This window comes from Nonomuraea dietziae, assembly GCF_014195505.1.
Classification (GTDB): domain Bacteria; phylum Actinomycetota; class Actinomycetes; order Streptosporangiales; family Streptosporangiaceae; genus Nonomuraea; species Nonomuraea roseola.
Window position 1 is genome coordinate 5,385,791 of the sequence record NZ_JACIBV010000001.1, and the last position, 17,958, is coordinate 5,403,748.

20 protein-coding genes are annotated in these 17,958 nt (G+C 70.2%); 9 read left to right on the forward strand and 11 right to left on the reverse strand.

Going from position 1 to position 17,958, the window contains the following annotated elements; genetic code table 11:
- Positions 1-732 carry an SDR family NAD(P)-dependent oxidoreductase gene (locus tag FHR33_RS25640; RefSeq protein ID WP_183652613.1) on the reverse strand — a complete coding sequence of 244 codons (732 nt, stop codon included), beginning with the start codon at positions 730-732 and terminating at the stop codon, positions 1-3.
- Between the two features lie 100 nt (positions 733-832).
- Here FHR33_RS25640 and FHR33_RS25645 point away from each other — a divergent pair, with 100 nt between their 5' ends.
- On the forward strand, positions 833-1,477 hold the full coding sequence (locus FHR33_RS25645) for a TetR/AcrR family transcriptional regulator (RefSeq protein WP_183652617.1): 645 nt from the start codon (positions 833-835) through the stop codon (positions 1,475-1,477).
- Between the two features lie 11 nt (positions 1,478-1,488).
- Here the strand turns inward: FHR33_RS25645 and FHR33_RS25650 are convergent, their stop codons facing one another.
- The 4 genes from FHR33_RS25650 to FHR33_RS25665 form a co-directional block, all read right to left on the reverse strand.
- Positions 1,489-2,619, reverse strand: a complete 1,131-nt coding sequence (locus FHR33_RS25650) for a CU044_5270 family protein (protein ID WP_183652620.1) — start codon at positions 2,617-2,619, stop codon at positions 1,489-1,491.
- Positions 2,616-3,134, reverse strand: a complete 519-nt coding sequence (locus tag FHR33_RS25655; RefSeq protein WP_312895720.1) for an RNA polymerase sigma factor — start codon at positions 3,132-3,134, stop codon at positions 2,616-2,618. The genes FHR33_RS25650 and FHR33_RS25655 overlap by 4 nt, the downstream gene beginning before the upstream one ends.
- 88 nt (positions 3,135-3,222) lie before the next feature.
- On the reverse strand, positions 3,223-4,416 hold the full coding sequence (locus FHR33_RS25660) for an FAD-dependent monooxygenase (protein ID WP_183652623.1): 1,194 nt from the start codon (positions 4,414-4,416) through the stop codon (positions 3,223-3,225).
- Between the two features lie 78 nt (positions 4,417-4,494).
- On the reverse strand, positions 4,495-5,085 hold the full coding sequence (locus FHR33_RS25665) for a hypothetical protein (RefSeq protein ID WP_183652626.1): 591 nt from the start codon (positions 5,083-5,085) through the stop codon (positions 4,495-4,497).
- Between the two features lie 217 nt (positions 5,086-5,302).
- Between FHR33_RS25665 and FHR33_RS25670 the strand changes: the two genes are divergently transcribed.
- Together FHR33_RS25670 and FHR33_RS25675 are read left to right on the forward strand one after the other, a co-directional pair.
- A complete protein-coding gene (locus FHR33_RS25670; RefSeq protein ID WP_246452077.1) occupies positions 5,303-7,267 on the forward strand; it encodes an NAD(P)-binding protein in 1,965 nt (654 codons plus the stop codon).
- On the forward strand, positions 7,264-8,118 hold the full coding sequence (locus FHR33_RS25675) for a PrsW family intramembrane metalloprotease (protein ID WP_183652629.1): 855 nt from the start codon (positions 7,264-7,266) through the stop codon (positions 8,116-8,118). Before FHR33_RS25670 ends, FHR33_RS25675 begins: the two co-directional genes overlap by 4 nt.
- Here the strand turns inward: FHR33_RS25675 and FHR33_RS25680 are convergent.
- Complete coding sequence (locus FHR33_RS25680; protein ID WP_183652632.1) at positions 8,090-9,061, reverse strand: acyltransferase family protein; 972 nt, start codon at positions 9,059-9,061, stop codon at positions 8,090-8,092. The genes FHR33_RS25675 and FHR33_RS25680 overlap by 29 nt on opposite strands.
- 235 nt (positions 9,062-9,296) lie before the next feature.
- Here FHR33_RS25680 and FHR33_RS25685 point away from each other — a divergent pair, with 235 nt between their 5' ends.
- The 4 genes from FHR33_RS25685 to FHR33_RS25700 are packed head-to-tail and all read left to right on the forward strand — an operon-like array spanning position 9,297 to position 12,673.
- On the forward strand, positions 9,297-11,363 hold the full coding sequence (locus FHR33_RS25685; protein WP_183652635.1) for a sensor histidine kinase: 2,067 nt from the start codon (positions 9,297-9,299) through the stop codon (positions 11,361-11,363).
- Entirely contained in the window at positions 11,360-11,761 is a 402-nt protein-coding gene (locus FHR33_RS25690) for a roadblock/LC7 domain-containing protein (RefSeq protein WP_183652638.1), read from the forward strand. The genes FHR33_RS25685 and FHR33_RS25690 overlap by 4 nt, the downstream gene beginning before the upstream one ends.
- Positions 11,758-12,114: a DUF742 domain-containing protein gene (locus FHR33_RS25695; protein ID WP_183652641.1), complete on the forward strand. Its 357-nt coding sequence runs from the start codon at positions 11,758-11,760 to the stop codon at positions 12,112-12,114. Before FHR33_RS25690 ends, FHR33_RS25695 begins: the two co-directional genes overlap by 4 nt.
- Positions 12,095-12,673, forward strand: coding sequence for a GTP-binding protein (locus tag FHR33_RS25700; RefSeq protein ID WP_183652644.1), 579 nt, complete (start codon positions 12,095-12,097; stop codon positions 12,671-12,673). The genes FHR33_RS25695 and FHR33_RS25700 overlap by 20 nt, the downstream gene beginning before the upstream one ends.
- Here FHR33_RS25700 and FHR33_RS25705 read toward each other — a convergent pair.
- The 5 genes from FHR33_RS25705 to FHR33_RS25725 form a co-directional block, all read right to left on the reverse strand.
- A complete protein-coding gene (locus tag FHR33_RS25705) occupies positions 12,651-13,025 on the reverse strand; it encodes a DUF742 domain-containing protein (RefSeq protein WP_183652646.1) in 375 nt (124 codons plus the stop codon). The genes FHR33_RS25700 and FHR33_RS25705 overlap by 23 nt on opposite strands.
- Entirely contained in the window at positions 13,022-15,313 is a 2,292-nt protein-coding gene (locus tag FHR33_RS25710; protein WP_183652649.1) for a sensor histidine kinase, read from the reverse strand. Before FHR33_RS25710 ends, FHR33_RS25705 begins: the two co-directional genes overlap by 4 nt.
- Positions 15,314-15,401: 88 nt before the next feature.
- Positions 15,402-15,854: a DUF998 domain-containing protein gene (locus tag FHR33_RS25715; RefSeq protein ID WP_312895721.1), complete on the reverse strand. Its 453-nt coding sequence runs from the start codon at positions 15,852-15,854 to the stop codon at positions 15,402-15,404.
- A 386-nt stretch (positions 15,855-16,240) separates the two neighbouring features.
- Positions 16,241-16,654, reverse strand: a complete 414-nt coding sequence (locus FHR33_RS25720) for a hypothetical protein (protein WP_183652652.1) — start codon at positions 16,652-16,654, stop codon at positions 16,241-16,243.
- 38 nt (positions 16,655-16,692) lie between these two features.
- Positions 16,693-17,199 (reverse strand): VOC family protein, encoded by a 507-nt coding sequence (locus tag FHR33_RS25725; RefSeq protein WP_183652655.1) that lies wholly within the window; start codon positions 17,197-17,199, stop codon positions 16,693-16,695.
- Between the two features lie 39 nt (positions 17,200-17,238).
- Here FHR33_RS25725 and FHR33_RS25730 point away from each other — a divergent pair, with 39 nt between their 5' ends.
- Together FHR33_RS25730 and FHR33_RS25735 are read left to right on the forward strand one after the other, a co-directional pair.
- A complete protein-coding gene (locus FHR33_RS25730; RefSeq protein ID WP_183652658.1) occupies positions 17,239-17,688 on the forward strand; it encodes a MarR family winged helix-turn-helix transcriptional regulator in 450 nt (149 codons plus the stop codon).
- 59 nt (positions 17,689-17,747) lie between these two features.
- A complete protein-coding gene (locus FHR33_RS25735; protein ID WP_183652661.1) occupies positions 17,748-17,933 on the forward strand; it encodes a hypothetical protein in 186 nt (61 codons plus the stop codon).
- Positions 17,934-17,958 lie beyond the last annotated feature (25 nt).

Here is a 17,958-nt window from a genome sequence, read left to right on the forward strand (position 1 = left end):
TCACCCGAAGGCGCTGAAAACGACCTCGGGGCGGTCTCTGTCGGCGTACAGCCGCCAGGCCGCGTCGGCGATCTCGTCGGGGTCGAGCGAGGAGACGCCCGCGTCGCCGAACCGCTCGGGGTTCGACTTCACGAACCGGTGGATGTCGCCGCGTTCGATGAGCCCGCCGATGGTGAGGGTGCCCGCGTAGACACCCTGGTCGGCCAGCCCGGCGTGCAGCGTCAGGGCGTAGTTGCGCAGCGCCGCCGACGAGAGCGCCAGGTTGCCGAGGGGCGGCATCGGCACGACGGCGCTGAGGCCGCCTGCGAACAGCAGCGCGCCCTCACCCCGCTCGATCATGCCGGGCAGCACCTTGGCGACCACGTCGACGGCCGGGTAGACCCAGCTCATCGCCGTCCGCACGTCATCGGAGTCGATGCGGGTGATCGGGGTCGGGTGGGCGTCGGGGTCGAGCGCGCCGGGTCCGTAGTAGAGGAGGTCGATGCCCCCGTGCCGCTCGGCGATGGCGTCGAGGGTGGCGGAGATCAGCTCGCGGTCGCGCACGTCGGCGACGTGCGCCTCGGCCTCGATCCCGGCCTCCGCCAGCGACTCGACGTATCCGGCGTGGCGGACGTCGCTGCGGGAGACCAGGGCCACGGTGTAGCCCTCACGGCCGACGCGATGCGCGACGGACATGCCGAGCCCCGGTCCTGCTCCGATGACGACGGCGGTCCTGCGGGGTGAAACGGACATGGCACTGCCCTCCGAGTCGATAAGTCGAGATGACCCTCAAGTTATCGAGACGGTATCATGAAGCTGAGGCTTCCCTCGACTTAGGTGGAGTGACGACAGGGTGACAGGAACCAGGCCGTTGCGGGCCGACGCGGCGCGCAATCGCGACAAGCTGCTGGTCGCGGCCACCCAGGTGTTCGGCGAGCGCGGCATCGACGCGCCGCTCGAGGAGATCGCCCGCAGGGCGGGCGTCAGCATCGGCACGCTCTACAACCACTTCCCGACCAGGCAGGCGTTCTTCGACGCGATCTTCCCCGAGCGGCTGGCCGCCCTCGACAGGATGGCCGCGCAGGCCTTGGCCGACCCCGACCCCTGGAACGGGTTCGTCGGCTTCCTCCATGCGCTGTTCGCGCTCCAGGCGCAGGATCACGGGCTCAACGACGCGCTCGCCCGGCGCTTCCCCGTGACCGGCGAGGCGAACGACGCCTGCCACAGCGGGCTCACGCAGCTCGACCGGATCATCGAGCGGGCCAAGGAGAGCGGGCAGCTGCGCGACGACTTCGAGCCGCAGGACCTGGCCACCCTGGTATGGGCGATGTCCCAGGTCATCAGGGAGGCGATGGAGGCCGCGCCGCAGGCCTGGCGCCGGTGCCTGGCCTTCTTCCTCGACGGCCTGCGCGCGGGCGCCGCTCATCCCATCGCGGTGCCCGCCCTGACGACGGTCCAGCTCGCCGAGGTCACGCGGGCCTCGGCGAACCGGACGTGAAGCGGGCCCCTTCACCGCTCCCTGGTGTCGCTCCAGCCCGCCTCGACGACGGCGCTCGAGCTCGAGACCGTGCCGGGCGCCAGGCCGGCCCAGAGCCCGCCGGGCCTGACCACGACGCTCTCCCTGCCGAGCGCCCTGCCGCTCTCCTCATCGATGATCAGCCGGTCCCGCACGACGCCACGGCTGGTGTCGGCGTTGTTCACCTTCACGTCGGTCTCGATGGAGACGGCCGTGCCCTTCCTGCCCTGTGAGTCGATGACCGTGCCGACCGAGGTCACGGACGGCAGCGCGGCCAGCATCCTGAAAGCGGCCCCGCGCACCTTGGCGCTGACCGGCATGTCGGTGATCAGGCCCGCGCTCACCCTGAACAGCCAGGCGTCCTCGCCCATGGGCCGGTCACCCTCGGTGTCCTTGCCCTCGTAGTGCTCCAGCAGCCAGGCCTTGAGCCCCGCCTCGTCCTCGGGCAGGGAGGCGAGGTCGGCGAGGGTGACGTTGCGGCCGAGCCAGTAGGCGTACCTGCTCTTGTGGTGGCCGGTGTACGGCTTGCCCGCCTCCGTCGTGACGAGCCTCATCCCGCCCTTCTTGCCCGGCACCGGGATCTCGACCTCCTTGGGCGAGCCCGCCGCCTCCCACCTGGCCCTGTCCTCGTCCGTGGCCGGCTCCGCGGCGAGGGTCCTCATCTCGGACCACTGCTCGCCGGCGGTGACCCAGGTGCGGATGCGCTGCTCCTGCGCCATCACGTAGCCGGCGCTCGCGACGAACAGCATCCTGTCGACCGACTCGGTGTGCCAGAACCTGCCCGTCGTGGCCGGCTCCCGCTCCGCGCGGGAGGCCGCGACGAGCAGCACCTCCTGCGCCGACAGCTTGACCGTCTCGCCGGCCTTCGGCTGGGTGAGCGCCTGCGAGGGCGCGCGCGGCGCGGTGCCGCCGCCCGTCCCCGCCGTGAGCACGGCGAAGGCCGTGACGGCGGCCGCCGCGCCCGCGAGGCTCAGCCCCCACACCGGACGCAGGTTCCTGCGCCGCCTGGCGGGCCTGCCCTGCGCCATGGCGTGGGCCAGCTCGGCGCGCCTGGTCTCCTCGTCCACGGGACCGTCGCCCAGGTGGGCGGGGCGGGCGGCGCGCAGTTCGTCGATCGGGTTCATGACCACTCCTCCTTGAGTCCGATCCTGGACATGGCTGGGGCGGTGGGCTCCATCTCCTGCTGGAGGCGCTTGCGCGCCCGGTGCAGCCGCACCTTGAACGCGGGCACCGAACAGCCGACGACCCTGGCCGCGTCACGCGAGGAGAGCCCCTGCCAGGCGACCAGGATGAGCAGCTCGCGCTCGTCCTGGGTCAGCCTGGCCATGGCCCTGAGGACTCCCAGGCGCTCGGCCACCTGGTCGGCGACGTCGCCCACGACCCATTCGCGCAGCTCCCTGGCCAGACCCTCACGCCGCGCCTCCTCCCTGACGGAGTCGCGCAGCACGTTCCTGGCGATCCCCAGCAGGTACGGCAGGGCGTTGCCGGGCACCTGGTCGAGCTTGCGCCAGGCGATGGCGAACGTCTCGCTCACCACCTCGTCGGCGACCTGCCGTCCAGCGCGGGCGACCACGTAGGCCCACACTCGCTGACGGCATTCGTCGTACATGGTGGTGAATCGTTCTCGCTCATCCGTCACCGCCCCAACTCCTCATGTCCCGATGTTCGTTGACATAGAGAAGTGGTCCGAGACCCCAGAAAGTTACAGAGCCGCCCGACATGCTTTCTCACACCCTCGCGGGGAAGCGGTAGTCCTTGAGCTTGATGGAGTTGGCGGCCTTGGTGCTCAGCTTGTCGAGGACTCCGATGAGGAAGCTCGACGCGAGGATCTTGTAGACGCGGTTGCGGCGGCGCACGTTCTTCGGCGCGAAGAACCCGCCCGCGCCCTCGGCGACCCGCTGGCAGGCCTTGGCGTAGCCGCGGATCCGCTCCTCGTAGCGGGCGAAGGCGACCTCGTGGTCGCCTCCCGCCTCGGCGAGCTCTCCCGCCAGGACGTAGGCGGCGATGAGCGACATGCCCGCGCCCATGCCTCCCATGGTCGCCCCGTAACCCGCGTCGCCGATGAGGGCGACGCGGCCCCTGGTGTAGCCGTCCATGTGGATCTGGCTGATCGAGTCGAAGTAGAAGCTGCCCGAGCTCTCCAGGTGGGCGAGGAGCTCGGGCAGCTCCCAGCCCGCCCCCTCGTACGCCTCGGCGAGCAGCCGCTTCTGCGTGTCGAGGTCGCGGTGGTGGTAGTCGAGGGAGCCCGAGGCGAAGACGCACCCCACGGTGACGGAGCCGCTGTCGTGCTCCGAGGGGGAGACGAGCGCGCCCCGGCCGGGCTCGCTGTACATCAGCGCCCTGCTGCCGAGACCGAGGTGGTTGGGCGCGTCGAAGAGCCCGACGTAGTAGCCCGACGGCTTCAGGAACCGTGACTCCTCGCCGAAGGCGAGGCCGCGCACGTTGGAGTGCAGACCGTCGGCGCCGATCACCAGGTCGAACCCGCGCCTGGCGCCGCTGTCGAAGACGACGTCCACGCCGTCGGAGCTCTCGGTCATGGCGGCGATGGAGTCGCCGAAGACGTACTCGGCGCTCTCCCTGGTCAGGTCGTAGAGCAGACGGGAGAGGTCACCACGGGTGATCTCCACGGCGCCGCCGGTGAAGGAGGCCGGCAGGCGGACCTGCTCGGCGCCGTCGGCGTCGATGAGGACCAGCGGCCCTGGCTCGGTCCTGCGCCTGCGGACCTCCTCGAGGATCCCCATCCGCTCCAGCATCGTCAGGTGCGCCTCGCCCCGGAAGTCGACCGCCTGGCCGCCCTCCCGCAGCGCCGGGGCCCGCTCGACGACGGTGACGGCGTGGCCGGACCTGATGAGCCAGTATGCCATGGCGGGCCCCGCGAGACCGGCGCCGGAGATCAACACGTGCTTGGTGGTGGTCGTCATGGGGGAAGGTTCGCCCTGTCCGCTGACGGGCCACGCACCGCGCACGCACCCGGCGGGGTGAGCGTCATGCGCCGCGCGTCAACGCGGCGTCCTCGTCGCCCGTTCGAGCCGTTCGTAGGCCTTGCGGCTCTGCTCGGCCAGCCCGGCCTCCTTCACCTCTCGCGCCACCACGAGCAGGCTCATCACCACCCTTCCTCGCATGACCGCCACCGATCCGACCTCCAGGCGCTGTCCGCCGCCCGAGACCGCCGTGACGTAGGCGCGCGACCGGTCACCGAGCGGCGGCAGCTCGATCTGCCTGGTGGTGTAGGTGACCCGCTGGCCGTCCACCACCGCCCTGTACGACGCGCACCTGCCCGGCAGCTCGGCGGGGAATGCGGTGGGCAGCTCGACGAGGGCCTGGGTGACGGAGCCCGCGTCCGAGCTGTAGGCCACGACCGCCGCGGGGGCCAAGCGCACCTCGGGGGCCGCGGCGTCGAGCGCCGGGGTGGTGGCGCAGGAGGAAGAGCGGCGCATCGCCGCCGGCCCCGCCCCGGTGGCGCGGAGCGTGCCGTACGGGCCCGACTCGGGACCGTAGGCGACGCGCATGCCGGCAGGCGCGGGAAGGAGGGCGGCGCCGAGACCGGGAGCGGGCACAGGAGGGGAGGAAGGCGCGGCCTTTTCTGTCACCGCGCATCCTGAAATGAGCGCCACCACCGTACATATTCCGGAAAACGCCTTGAACATGCTCTCTCCCTTTCCCTGACTCCCCTCCTTTCTAGGGCAACGGGCCTGGTCATCCACGATGGTCAGCGGAACGTTCCCGTTCACGAATAGCGCGGCAAATGTTTATCGAAGCACTGCGCGCCACAAGGCGGCATTTCCGGCCGCTGGTGATGATCACGTCATGGAGATTGATCCGCGCCGTTCGCGCGAACTCGGCATGGGGCGCCCCATCTCCCGCCGTGACTTCTTCGACGGCGTCGCCATGGCCGCGGGAGCCGCCGCGCTCAGCGGTCTCGCCGGCTGCGGTCTGGGCGCGAACCTGGGAAGAATCGGCACCGACGACCTCGAGGTCCCCTACGCCGTGCGCTTCCCTCCCACGCTGACCGGCCTGCAGGGCAACACGCCCGCCGCTCTGAGCGTGCCCCACGCCCTGCGCGACGACAGGTTCTGGCAGTACGCGGGGACGCCGCGGGCCACGGGTGAGACGTACGACCTGGTGGTGGTCGGCGGCGGTATCAGCGGCGTGAGCGCGGCCTTCGAGTGGCAGAGGCTCAACCCCGGCGCACGGATCCTCATCCTCGACAACCACGACGAGATCGGCGGACACGCCCGGCGCAACGAGTTCACCCACAGAAGCCGCAGGGGCCCGCTGATCGGCTGCGGCGGCTCCCAGTCGATCGAGGCTCCCTCCGTCTGGACAGAGGAGGGCAAGGCCCTGCTCGACCAGCTCGGCGTCGAAGTGCACAGGTTCGAGGAGTACTACGACCAGGAGCTCTACTCCGGGCTCGACATGTCCGACAGCGTGATGTGCGACAGGGAGAGCTTCGCCGCCGAGAAGCTGGTCCGCCTCACCGACGACCTCACGCCCGAGCAGCTGGCCGACCAGCTCCCGATCGCCGACCAGGCGAAGACAGACCTGATCACGCTCTACGAGGACCCGCCCGACTACCTCGAGGGCATGTCGAGGAAGCAGAAGCAGGAGCAGCTCGCCTCGCTGACCTACTCGCGCTACCTGCTTGACGTCGCCAAGGTCCACCCCGACGTGGAGCGCTTCTGCAGGACCATGTCCAACGACGAGTGGGCCTACGACACCACCACCTTCGGCGCCATCGACGCGTGGGGCAGCGCGCGCGGCTGGAACTACCCGGGCTTCAAGGGGCTCGGGCTCGACAACGACAAGCCGTCCAGGTACAACTCGCCGACCATGATCAAGGAGTGGGGCGCGGAGGATCCGTACATCTACCACTTCCCCGAGGGCAACCAGGCGCTCGTGCGGATGATGGTCGGCAGGATGATCCCCGGCTTCGCCAGCGCCACCGACATGGACGCGATCACCACCGCCTCCTACGACTACGGCAGGCTCGACCTGAGCACCAACAAGGTGCGCTTCAGGCTGGCCAGCCCCGTGGTCTCCGTCGCCAACGACGGCGCGCCGGAGAGCGCGACCAGCGCCACGGTCGGCTACTTCGACGGCCACACGATCAGGACCGTCAGGGCGGGCGCGGTGATCATGGCCTGCTGGAACATGATGATCCCCTACCTCATGCCCGAACTGCCCTCCGAGCAGCGCGCCGCGCTGCGCCAGGCGGTCAAGATGCCGATGCTGTACGCCATGGTCCAGCTGCGCGACTGGAAGGCGTGGCACACGGCGGGCGTCGACCGCGTGCGGTGGACCGGCGCCTACTGGTGCGTCTCCAAGCTCGACCACCCGGTCAGCATGCCGGGCTACGACTTCCCCAGGAGCCCGGACGAACCGGCGACCGTCCACATGATCGCCACCCCCGCGAAGGGCGGCATGGCACCGGCCCAGGGCGCCGTCGCGGGCAGGCACGCGCTGATCAGGACGCCCTTCGCCCACATGGAGTACACGATCCGCGACCAGCTCACCAGGCTGCTCGGCTCGGCGGGGTTCGATCCCGAGCGGGACATCGAGGCGATCACCGTCAACCGGTGGGGCCACGGCTACGCGCCTGAGTACTGCAGGCCGTGGAACGCCTTCTATCCCGACGGGCCCTTCCCTGCCGAGACCGCCCGCAGGCAGTTCGGCAGGATCGCGATCGCCAATTCCGACTCGGTCCCCGCCGCCTCCGCCGACGCGGCGATCGCCGCGGGACACCGGGCGGTCTCGGAGCTGATGGCGCTGTGAGGCCCTGGCTGCGGATCTTCCTGATCGGGCTCGGCCTCTGGGTGGCGACGGTCGTCGTCACCACGGTGACGGCCAACTCCACCCTCATCCCGACGCTGGTGCTGCTGGGCAGCTTCCTGGTGCCCGTGACGTTCGTGGTCTGGGCCCACGGGCGGGACCGCTCGCCCGACATCACCGTCGAACTGCTGTTCAACTGCTTCGTCATCGGCGGCGTGCTCGGCGTCCTCGGGGCCTCGGCCCTGGAGACGTGGCTGCTCAAGCCGTCCCTGGTGATCTTCTTGGGCGTCGGGCTCATCGAGGAGGGCGTGAAGCTGGCCGCGCTGCTCTTCGTGACCAGGCACCTGCTCCGCCGTACCGCGCGGGACGGTCTGGTGCTCGGCGGGACGGTCGGCTTCGGTTTCGCGGCGTTCGAGAGCGCGGGCTACGCCTTCAACGCGCTGTTCACCGAGGACGGACTGTCACTGCGCCAGCTGGTGGAGACAGAGGTGCTGCGGGGCATCCTGGCGCCCGTCGGCCACGGACTGTGGACGGCGATCATCGGCGGCGTGCTGTTCGCGGCGCACGGGCGCCTGACGGGCAAGGTGATCATGGCCTATCTCGGCGTCGCGCTGCTGCACGCCCTCTGGGACTCGATGAACGCCATCGCCATCGGGCTCACCCTGGTGTTCACCGGCCAGTCGTGGCAGTTCAGCCAGCTGCGCATCGGCAGGGTCCCGCGGGTCACCGAGCAACAGGTGCACCTCTACACCGCGCTCGACTGGGGCGGGCTGCTGCTCATCTCGGTGATCGGGCTGCTGTGGCTGCGCTCCATCGCCCGCGCGCCTACCGTACGGGTCGTCGAAGGGCCGTGAACGCCCACGACAGCCTGGGCTCCACCGCCCAGTGGAAGGCCGCGCGCACCGGCGGGGTGCACAGCAGGGTCGCCACGACGACGCCGAGCGCGATCGACACGGGCACGCCGAGCTCGAAGCGCTCGGCCGCCTTCACCACGAACCCGTGGAGCAGATAGGCGTACATCGTCGCGGCGCCGAGCCCCGAGAACCACGTCCGCCGCGAGGGCGTCACCGCCATGAACGCCGCCACCAGCACCACGCCCGCGGCCAGCATCCCCAGCCTGGCCATGCTGCCGGTCAGGTCGTCCACCCCGATCGCCGCGTTCGCGTGCCGCCACCTGATCCACTCCGTGGCGATGCCGTCGTGCAGCAGCAGCGCGGCCACCAGCCCCGCCGCGAGCGTGACCGCCCCCACGACCTTCATGTACGGCCTGCGCAGCGCCTCGACGTGCTCGGGCCTCAGCATGAGCCCCAGGACGTAGAACGGCAGCAGGCCGAGCGTGCGGTTCATCGACAGCTCGTCGGGCAGCGCGCTCGTGCCCGACAGCAGCGACAGCCCCACCGCCACCACCAGTGGCCATCGCAGCTGCTGCCAGACCGGCGTGGAGAGCCGCCACAGGAACAGCGACATGAGGAACCACGTGAGGTAGTAGGGGTCGAGCAGGCTGATCTCGAGCTTGCCGTACAGCAGCAGCCTGGGCAGCGAGTAGGCCAGCTCGAAGAGCACGTACGGCACCGCGAGTGTGGCGATCAGCTTGCGCGCCTTGCCGCTGGAGAAGGTGAAGTTCCTCGACAGGTAGCCGCTCAGCGTGATGAAGAGCGGCATGTGGAAGACGTAGACGTAGAAGTAGAGCGCGTGGGCGATCGGGTCGTCACGCAGATCCTCGATCATGTGCCCGCACACGACGAGCACGATGGCCAGGAACTTGGCGTTGTCGAAGTAGGGATCCCTGTCGCTCACAGCCCACGGACCCTAGCCAGGGCACGGCGAACGCCGGGTGTCGCGCGGTCGAACCCTTGCGGGCGGATCGGCGCACTAATCATCACCTTCCTCCACTGCGCCACCACCACCATCGGTGCTAGTCTCCTGTGCGATCTTCCGAGGCGTATTTACACAAAGCGTGGAAATCGCCTCGGTACTCCGAGGTTGGGACATGCGCTCGAGAAACCGGTCGATTCGGTTCAAGATCTTTCTATTGCTGCTCCTGCCGCTCCTGTCCCTGAGCGCGCTCTGGGGCTTCGTCCTCAACCTGACCGTGGGCGACGGCCAGGCCCTGCTCCGTGCCGGCAGGCTGTACCAAACCCTCGGCGTCACCTCCACCGACCTCGGGCTCGCGTTGCAGGCCGAGCGGGCCGACTCCGCGCTGTCGCCCGCCAAGCGGGCCAGGAGCCTGGGCGCGCAGCGCGAGCGCACCGACGCCGCGCTCAGGGCCTTCACGGCCGCCGCCGCCGAGACCGACGACGCGCAGGTGCGCCAGACCCTGCGCGACACCACGCAGGAGCTCGCCAGGCTCGACACCATCCGAGCCTCCGTCGACACCGGCCTGGAAACCCGCCTGACCAACCTCAACGCCTACAACGGCCTCATGGACTCCCTGTTCCGCCTGTACGAGCAGCTGACCTCCGTACCCGACCTGCCGATCTTCCAGCAGGCGAGCGCGATGCAGGCGATGAGCAACGCCCGCGAGGTCATCTCCAGGGAGAGCGCGCTGATCGGCGGCGCGCTCAGCGAGGGCGAGCTGACCGAGGCCGAGACCGCGGCCTTCACCGAGTACGTCGCCGCCCGCAAGTTCCTGCACGCCCGCGCGCTGTCCACGCTCGACGCCGAGCTGCGGGGGCCTTACGACAGGTTCTTCGCGGGCCCGGCCTTCGCCGCCTTCACTCTGGCGGAGGCGCGCGTCGCCGTCACGGGCGAGCCGCCGCGGAGGTCCGAGCACTGGACCAAGCCGGTGGCCGACGTCACGGCGCAGCTGGACAGGCTCGGCGCGAGCTCGGCGAAGATCCTCGCCGAGCGCTCCGACGCGGTGTCCACGACCGTCATGGTCCGCATCGCGGTGGCGGGCGGGGTCGGCCTGCTGGCCGTCATCGCCTCGATCGTCATCTCCGTCAGGTTCGGCCGCCGCCTGTCCTCGGAGCTGGCCGGGCTGCGCTCGGCCGCCCTCGACCTGGCGGAGGTACGGCTCCCGCACCTGGTCACCAGGTTGCGCGGCGGCGAGCAGGTCAACGTCAGGAAGGAAGCGCCCCCGCTCAAGGTCAGCGGCGCGGCGGAGATCCTCGACGTGGCCAAGGCGTTCGGCTCGGTCCAGCGCACCGCCATCGAGGCCGCCGTCGGGCAGGCGAACCTGCGGCGCGGCATCAGCCAGGTCTTCCTCAACCTGGCCAGGCGCAAGCAGGGCCTGCTGCACCGCCAGCTCACCCTTCTGGACGGCATGCAGCGCCGCACCCACGAGCCCGACGCCCTTGACGACCTCTTCCGCCTCGACCACCTGACCACCCGCATGCGGCGGCACGCCGAGGGCCTGATCATCCTGTCCGGCTCAGCGCCCGGCCGGGTGTGGCGGCAGCCGGTGCCCGCCCTCGACGTCGTCAGGGCCGCGACCGCCGAGGTGGAGGACTACACCAGGATCAGCGTCGAGCCGATGCCCACGGCCGCCGTCGACGGCTCCGCGGCGGCCGACCTGGTCCACCTGGTGGCCGAGCTGCTGGAGAACGCCACCATCTACTCCCCGCCCAACACCACGGTCCAGGTGCGCGGCGACGCGGTCAGCAACGGCTACGTCATCGAGATCGAGGACCGGGGGCTCGGCCTGGCCCCCGAGGAGTACGACCGGCTCAACGCGCTGCTCGTGGACCCGCCGGAGTTCGATCTCGCCGACAGCGACAGGCTCGGACTGTTTGTCGTGGCCAAGCTCGCGGCCAGGCACGGCGTGAGTGTGACCGTCAGGGCCTCGCCGTTCGGCGGAACCACCGCTATCGTGCTGATCCCGCGTGGACTGCTGGTGGAACAGCCCGCGCTGCCGCCCGCCGACGCTCCCAGGCGCGAAAGGAAGCCGCTCGCGTTGGTCGGCGGCACGACCACGACCACGACCCACAAGGGCCTGCCAAGACGGGTACGGCAGGCCAATCTGGCCCCGCAGCTGAAGGCCCCCGAGCAGGAGCCGCGCCCTGAGAGATCGCCCGATGAGGTGCGCGACCTGTTCTCCGCCTTCCAGCGGGGCACGCAGCGCGGCAGAGAAGAAGAAGCCCAGGAGGGGGACCTATGACGACACCCACCACGAACAGCGGCGAGCTGAGCTGGCTCCTCGACGACCTCACGACCAGGGTGGGCGCCGTCAGGCAGGCGGTGATCCTGTCCACCGACGGCCTGGCCGTCGGCTACTCACGCGGGCTCAGCCGCGAGGACGCCGAGCACCTGTCGGCGGTCGCCGCCGGATTCCAGAGCCTTGCCCGCGGCGCGGGGCGGCACTTCGGCGGAGGTGACGTGCGCCAGACCATCGTGGAGATGGAGTCGGCGTTCCTGTTCGTCACGGCCGCGGGGCAGGGCACGTGCCTGGCCGTCCTGGCCAACTCGGACGCCGACGTCGGCCACGTCGCCTACGAGATGGCGATGCTGGTCAAGCGGGTCGGGCAGCACATCTCGACTAACCCTCGCGTGTCATGAACCAGTGGATGGACGAGGAGGCAGGACCCTTCGTCCGCCCGTATGCTCTCATCCGCGGGCGGACCCGCTCCTCGGGGGAGAATCTCGACCTCATCGCCATGGTGACCGCGACGGGCGAGCCGCCCGTCGCGGGGCTCGGGCCCGAGCAGGAGGCGATCCTGCGCGCGGCCAGCACCCCCATCTCGGTGGCCGACGTGGCCGTCGAGCTCGACCTGCCGGTCGGCGTCGTCAGAGTCTTACTCGGCGACCTGCGTGACAACGGCCTCGTCTCGGTCTCGTCCCCCTCCTCAGCAGGGCCGCGCCCGAACGAGCGCATTCTCAAGGAAGTGATCAATGGACTCCGGGCTCTCTGAGGATCCCGTCGCGCTGAAGATCCTCATCGCCGGCGGCTTCGGCGTGGGGAAGACCACGCTGGTCGGCGCGATCAGCGAGATCAAGCCACTGCGCACGGAAGAGGTGCTGTCCGACGTCGGCGTCGGCGTCGACGACCTCGACGGCGTGGAGGGCAAGACCACCACCACGGTGGCGATGGACTTCGGCAGGATCACCATCCGCGAGGGCTTGGTGGTCTACCTGTTCGGCACTCCCGGGCAGGAACGCTTCTGGTTCATGTGGGACGAGCTGTCCTACGGCGCGCTGGGCGCCGTCGTGATCGCCGACACCAGGCGCCTCACCGACTGCTTCCCCTCGATCGACTACTTCGAGCAGCGCGGCACACCGTTCGTGGTGGCGGTCAACTGCTTCGACGGCGCGGCCACCCACAGCGTCGAGGACGTGCGGATCGCGCTCGACCTGGACGACGACATCCCCGTGCTCCTCTGCGACGTGCGCAGGCGGACCTCCGCGAAGGAGGTCATGATCTCGCTGGTCGAGCACTCGCTCAGGACTCTCACAGGGCCCGGAGCCCGCTGATCACCTCGCGCAGCAGGCTCTCCGTGGGAGAGGCGGCCGCCGTCACCGGCGGCCGCACCAGGATCAGCCCGTGGTCGAGCAGGTCGCCCAGCAGCACCCGCACCACGCCGACCGGCAGCCCGGTCTCCGAGGCGACCTCCACGAGCGGTCCCGTACGGCCCTGCGTCACGTGATCGAGCAGCCGCCTGTGCTGCGAGCCCAGATCGGCCTGGGCTGGGACGGGCACGCCCGTCGAGGTGATCACTGCCAGCAGGTCGAGTGCGGTGGAGGAGGGTCTGGTACGGCCCCTGGTCATCGCGTACGGCCGGACGACGGGCCCGGCTTCCTCGTCCACCCACTCCATGTCGCTCATGCTCCCCCATCCTGTTCGCTGTCCTGACGCCCGCGCTGCCAGCCCGACTGCAGGGACGACAGCAGCGCCCTGGTCTCCTCGGGAGAGCGCTCGTCGGCCGAGCGCTGGTCAGCGGGCTCCTGTCGGGGGGACGAGGAGGCCAGGCGAGAAGGCAGGTTGGTCTGCCTGATCCTGCGGGGCAGCACCGCGGGAGCCTCCTCGACGACAGGGGCGTTCAGCGGCATGCTCGTGACCGCCTCGAACGGGCCCCTTGGCTTGGCGTCCTCGAACGGCCCCCTGACGACCACCGGTTCCTGCGTGTCGATGCGCTCGACCTTGACGTCCACCCTGCGGGAGGTGCGTGTCCTGCGCGGCAGGTCCGCCGCGCCCTCCCTCTTGATCGGGCTGACCACCCGCTCGGGCGGTCCCCCGATCGCCGCCAGCGACTCGGTGAGCGCGTTCGGCAGGAGCACGATCGCCGTCGTTCCCCCGTACGGCGACTGCTTGAGCGTCACCGTGACACCGTGCCTGGCGGCCAGCATGCCGACCACCGCGAAGCCGAGCCGCTCGGTCTGCGAGGGGTCGAACTCCTGCGGCCCCGACAGCCGCTCGTTGAGGGCCTGCCGCTCCTGCGCGGGCAGGCCGAGCCCCCGGTCCTCGATCTCGACCGCGTATCCCCTGCCGACCAGCTCGCCCCTGACCGAGACCTCGTTCTCCGGCGAGGAGAACTGCGCGGCGTTCTCGATGAGCTCGGCGAACAGGTGCATCAGGTCGGCGACGGCGGCGCCCGACACGCCGCACTCGGGCATCGGGTAGACGCGGACCCTGGTGTAGTCCTCGACCTGGGCGGCGGCGCCGTTCAGCACGTCCTCGACGGGGATGGTGCCGCGCCACTTGCGCCCTGCCGTACCGCCGGACAGCAGCACCAGGCCCTCGGCGTGGCGGCGCATGCGGGTCGTGAGGTGGTCGAGCTTGAACAGGCTCTCCAGCGCGTCGGGGTCCTCGGCCTCGCGCTGCATGCCGTCCAGGAGCTTGAGCTGGCGCTGGAGCAGACTCTGGCTGCGCCTGGCCAGGTTGCGCAGGGCCAGCGCGACGCCCTCCCTCAGCCTGGCCTGTTCGACGGCGGCCTCGACCGCCGTGCTCTGCACGCTGTCGAAGGCGGTGGCCAGGTCCCTGATCTCGCTGGTGGCCGCGGGGGCGACGACGATCGGCGGCGACTCCGCCGCCACGTCCACGCGCTCACCCGCGCGCAGCCGCGCCACCACCCCCGGCAGCCGGATCTCCGCCAGCTCCAGAGCGGTACGGCGCAGCGTGCCCAGCTCGCTGGTGACGACCCTGCCGACCCTGATGGAGATGAAGATCGAGAAGGCGACCGCGATGAGCCCGAGCACGCCCGCCACGACCGCGCGCGTCAGGATCGCCATGCCCGCGGGCTCCATCCTGGCCAGCAGGAGGTCGCCGGTGTCCCAGGTGCCCCTGGTGTAGTCCTTGAGGACGGGGTCGGCGGAGGCGCGCCACTCCGCCACGGCGACGCTGCCACCGGAGAGGACAGAGGTGATCGCGCCCTGCGTGGCGAGGAACTGGGGCGAGCCCGCCAGCGTGTCGAACGGCCTGCGCAGCTCGCCGTCGAGCTCGATCCTCGCCCTGTCGAACTGGAGCGTGCGAGCGCCCTCCAGCTTGGCCATGAGCTCGCGGTCGGCGGGGGCCAGGTCGCCGTCTGAGGCGATGACGAGGGTGTGCTGGCGGTGCAGCAGTTCGCGGGCCTGATCGGCGGCGATGAGCCCGTTGGCCTGCTGGTAGAGGACGACGTCGGTGCTGAGGGCGAAGGTTCCGTAGAGGCGGTAGATCGCGTCGGAGATCGCCGCGTAGTCGGCCACCAGGCGCGAGGGCGTCTGCCTGCCCTCGTCCACCAGCCGCCTGATCTCCCCCAGCCGGTCGGCCTGCGCGAAGACGACTCTGAGCTGCGCCTTCATGTCATGGCTGAGCGCCGCCTGGGTGTCATCCGAGTTCGCGTTCTGGGTGAGGGACCTGCGGACCTTGTCGGTGTTCGCCCGCGCCGCGGCCAGGGCGCCGAGCCCCGTCGCACCGCCGGCCATCCGCTCGGCGGAGGCCAGCCGTTCCTGCTGAAGGTTGTACACCAGGATGTCGGCGTCGTTGATCACGCCGGTCCAGATGGTGTCGACCTTCAACAGGTTGAAGGCCTCACCGGCGGTGGTGCTGGCCGCGAACCCCCATAGCGCCACCAGCGACACCAGGGGGACGACGAGCAGAGTGGCGATCTTGAATCGTATGGATCTGCCCGATGCCATGACACCCGCTCCCGTTGAGAGATCGCGGGAGAGAATAGCATTGGGGTCGGGAGATATCTTCTCTCATTCGTGAGAAATTTGTGACATGTCATGAAATTGGGGCAAGTGTGGCGGTGGTCGCCCTGACCCACTGGAGCCGCACCAGGCGCGCCGCCAGCACCGCGAGCAGCGCCACCTCCGCCGCCAGCAGCCCTCGTTCGACCAGCCCGATCATGACCCTGTCCCCCGGCAGTGCCACGTAGGTGATCGCCAGCAGGCCCAGCCCTCCGGCCAGCGCGACCCACTCGACCGGCCTGGAGACGGCCTTCCACCGCTCGTCAGCCGCCAGCCTGGGCACCAGCAGCGCCCCCGCGGCGGGGAGGCTGACGAACGCGGCCACCGACACCCACCTGTGGATCTCGGCGGTCAGCGTCATGTCCATGCCGATCGGCGTGGTGGGGATGATCGCCGCGACGATCAGCGCCCCGCTCCACACCATCAGCAGCCGCTCGGGCAGCCCCCTGATCGGCGCCCCCGCCGCCCGCAGCGCCGCCAGCAACACGAACGACCCCAGGGCCCATCGCCACCATCGCCACCTCCGTGACGCCCCCGCGGTCGGCCACGGCGTACTCGCTGATGGTCACGTTCATCGGGTCGAGGTAGGGGTCGGGGTCCAACTGACCGACCACGATGGCGACGACCGAGAACATGATCAACGAGCAGGAGATGAGTGGGTAGAACCTTTTCAGCGGGGCCATGGTTCGAGCATGGCCTTCCGCGCCCTCTCCGCCATCCGGCACCGCCCCTGAGGCGTCCCCGAGTCCGGCCCCTGAGAAGTCAGGGCATATCGCCCCCTGAGGGCCTGTCACGGGCGACGTGACGGCGGGCGGCCGAAGTCGTGCCGGAGGAGCGTGGAGGACGGGCGGTCAGCGGTGACCCCGGGTGGGCTCAGGTGGGCCGGCCGTACTCGGAGTGGGCCGCGCAGGCGGCGCACATCACCGCGCCCGACTCCGCCGCGCCCGTGCAGATGTCGGGCCTGTCCGGATGCCTGAAGCACAGGCACTGACAGGAGGTGGTGGCCTCCTCGACCTCCCAGAGCCCCTCCGACGGCGGCTCGTTGAACAGCTGGTTGTCGAGGAAGTCGGTGAGGGGCCGCAGCACCGCCTCACCCAGCGGGCGCAGGGCCTGCACGAAGGAGGCCGCCAGAGGGCCGAAGGTCTCCGACACCTCCCGCAGGATGTCGGGCGGCGTGCCTGGCTTCTCCTCCGGAGGGGCCCAGCGCATGGCGTCCGCGCTCAGGGTCTCCCAGTCCTCCACCACGCCGTCGATGGCGTCGAGTACGTGATCAGGGTCGCTTCGCATGGTCGCGCTCCAAACGCAGCGGTTCGGATACCACCAGATTACGCGAAGGAGACGCCCACGCCCCCGCGAGTCGTGGCGCCATAACGCTCGATCTCGGCGGCCAGGTTCAGCGGTCTGATGGACTCACGTCCCCTGAGCACGTCCTCGGTGATCAGCGCGGCCGGCACCAACCACGAGACCTCGAACTCCAGCCCGTCGGGGTCCTTGGCGTACAGGGCCTTGGTCGTCGAGTGGTCGGAGGCGCCCGCCAGCGAGCCGAGCCCGCTCAGCCGCGCCGCGATGCGCTGCAGCTCCTCCAGCGTGTCGACCTCCCACGCGAGGTGGTACAGGCCCACCGTGGAACGGCCCGCGGCCGAGGGCCCCGCCTGCTCGCCGATCTGGAAGAGCCCGAGGTCGTGGTCGTTGGTCGACCCTCCCGCCTGCAGGAAGGCGGCCCCCGGCATGCTCATGACCACCTCGAAGCCGAGGGCCTCGCGATAGAAGGCGACGCTGCGCTCGACGTCGCGCACGTAGAGAACGGCATGGTTCAGACGTTGCACTGGCATGCCACCAATGTATATGAGAGTTCAACTAAGCTGCGGAGCATGACGCGATGGCTGGACGACGACGAGCAGCGCACCTGGCGCAACTACCTAGCGGTGACACAGCTCGTCCAGGAGGCGCTCGACCGGCAGCTCCAGCGCGAGGCGGGCATGCCGCACACCTATTACATGATCCTCGTGGCGCTCTCCGAGGCGCCCGGCCGCTCGATGCGGATGCACGAGCTGGCGCGCAGGGCCCAGTCCTCGCAGAGCCGCCTCTCCCACGCGATCGCCCGGCTGGAGGAGCGCGGGTGGGTGTGCCGCAACCCGTGCGCGGCCGACCGGCGCGGCAACATCGCCGAGCTGACCGACGCGGGGTTCGCCGCCCTCGCAGCAGCCGCGCCCGGCCACGTCGAGGAGGTACGGCGCAGCCTGTTCGACGCCCTCACTCCTGAGCAGGTGACCCAGCTCGACGAGATCTGCGCGGCGGTGCGGAAAACGCTGGAGTCGTAGCGCGAATCTGTCGGCGGCAGGCCGTACCGTACCCCCGGGAATCGAGACGAGGGACGGGCATGCACGACGACACACAGCTCTTCAGGACGGTCCACATCATCGCGAGCAGGTTCGCGGGGCAGCCGGTGCCGGTGGTGATGGAGGCTCTGACCAGGTATCTCCCCCAGGCTCCCGGCATCTCGTCGCCGGAGATCCGCAGGATCGCCGAGGAGATCAGCGTCGGCCGCGACCCCTCAGGGCTGTGAACGCTTGACCCCCGGGGTGGTCTCG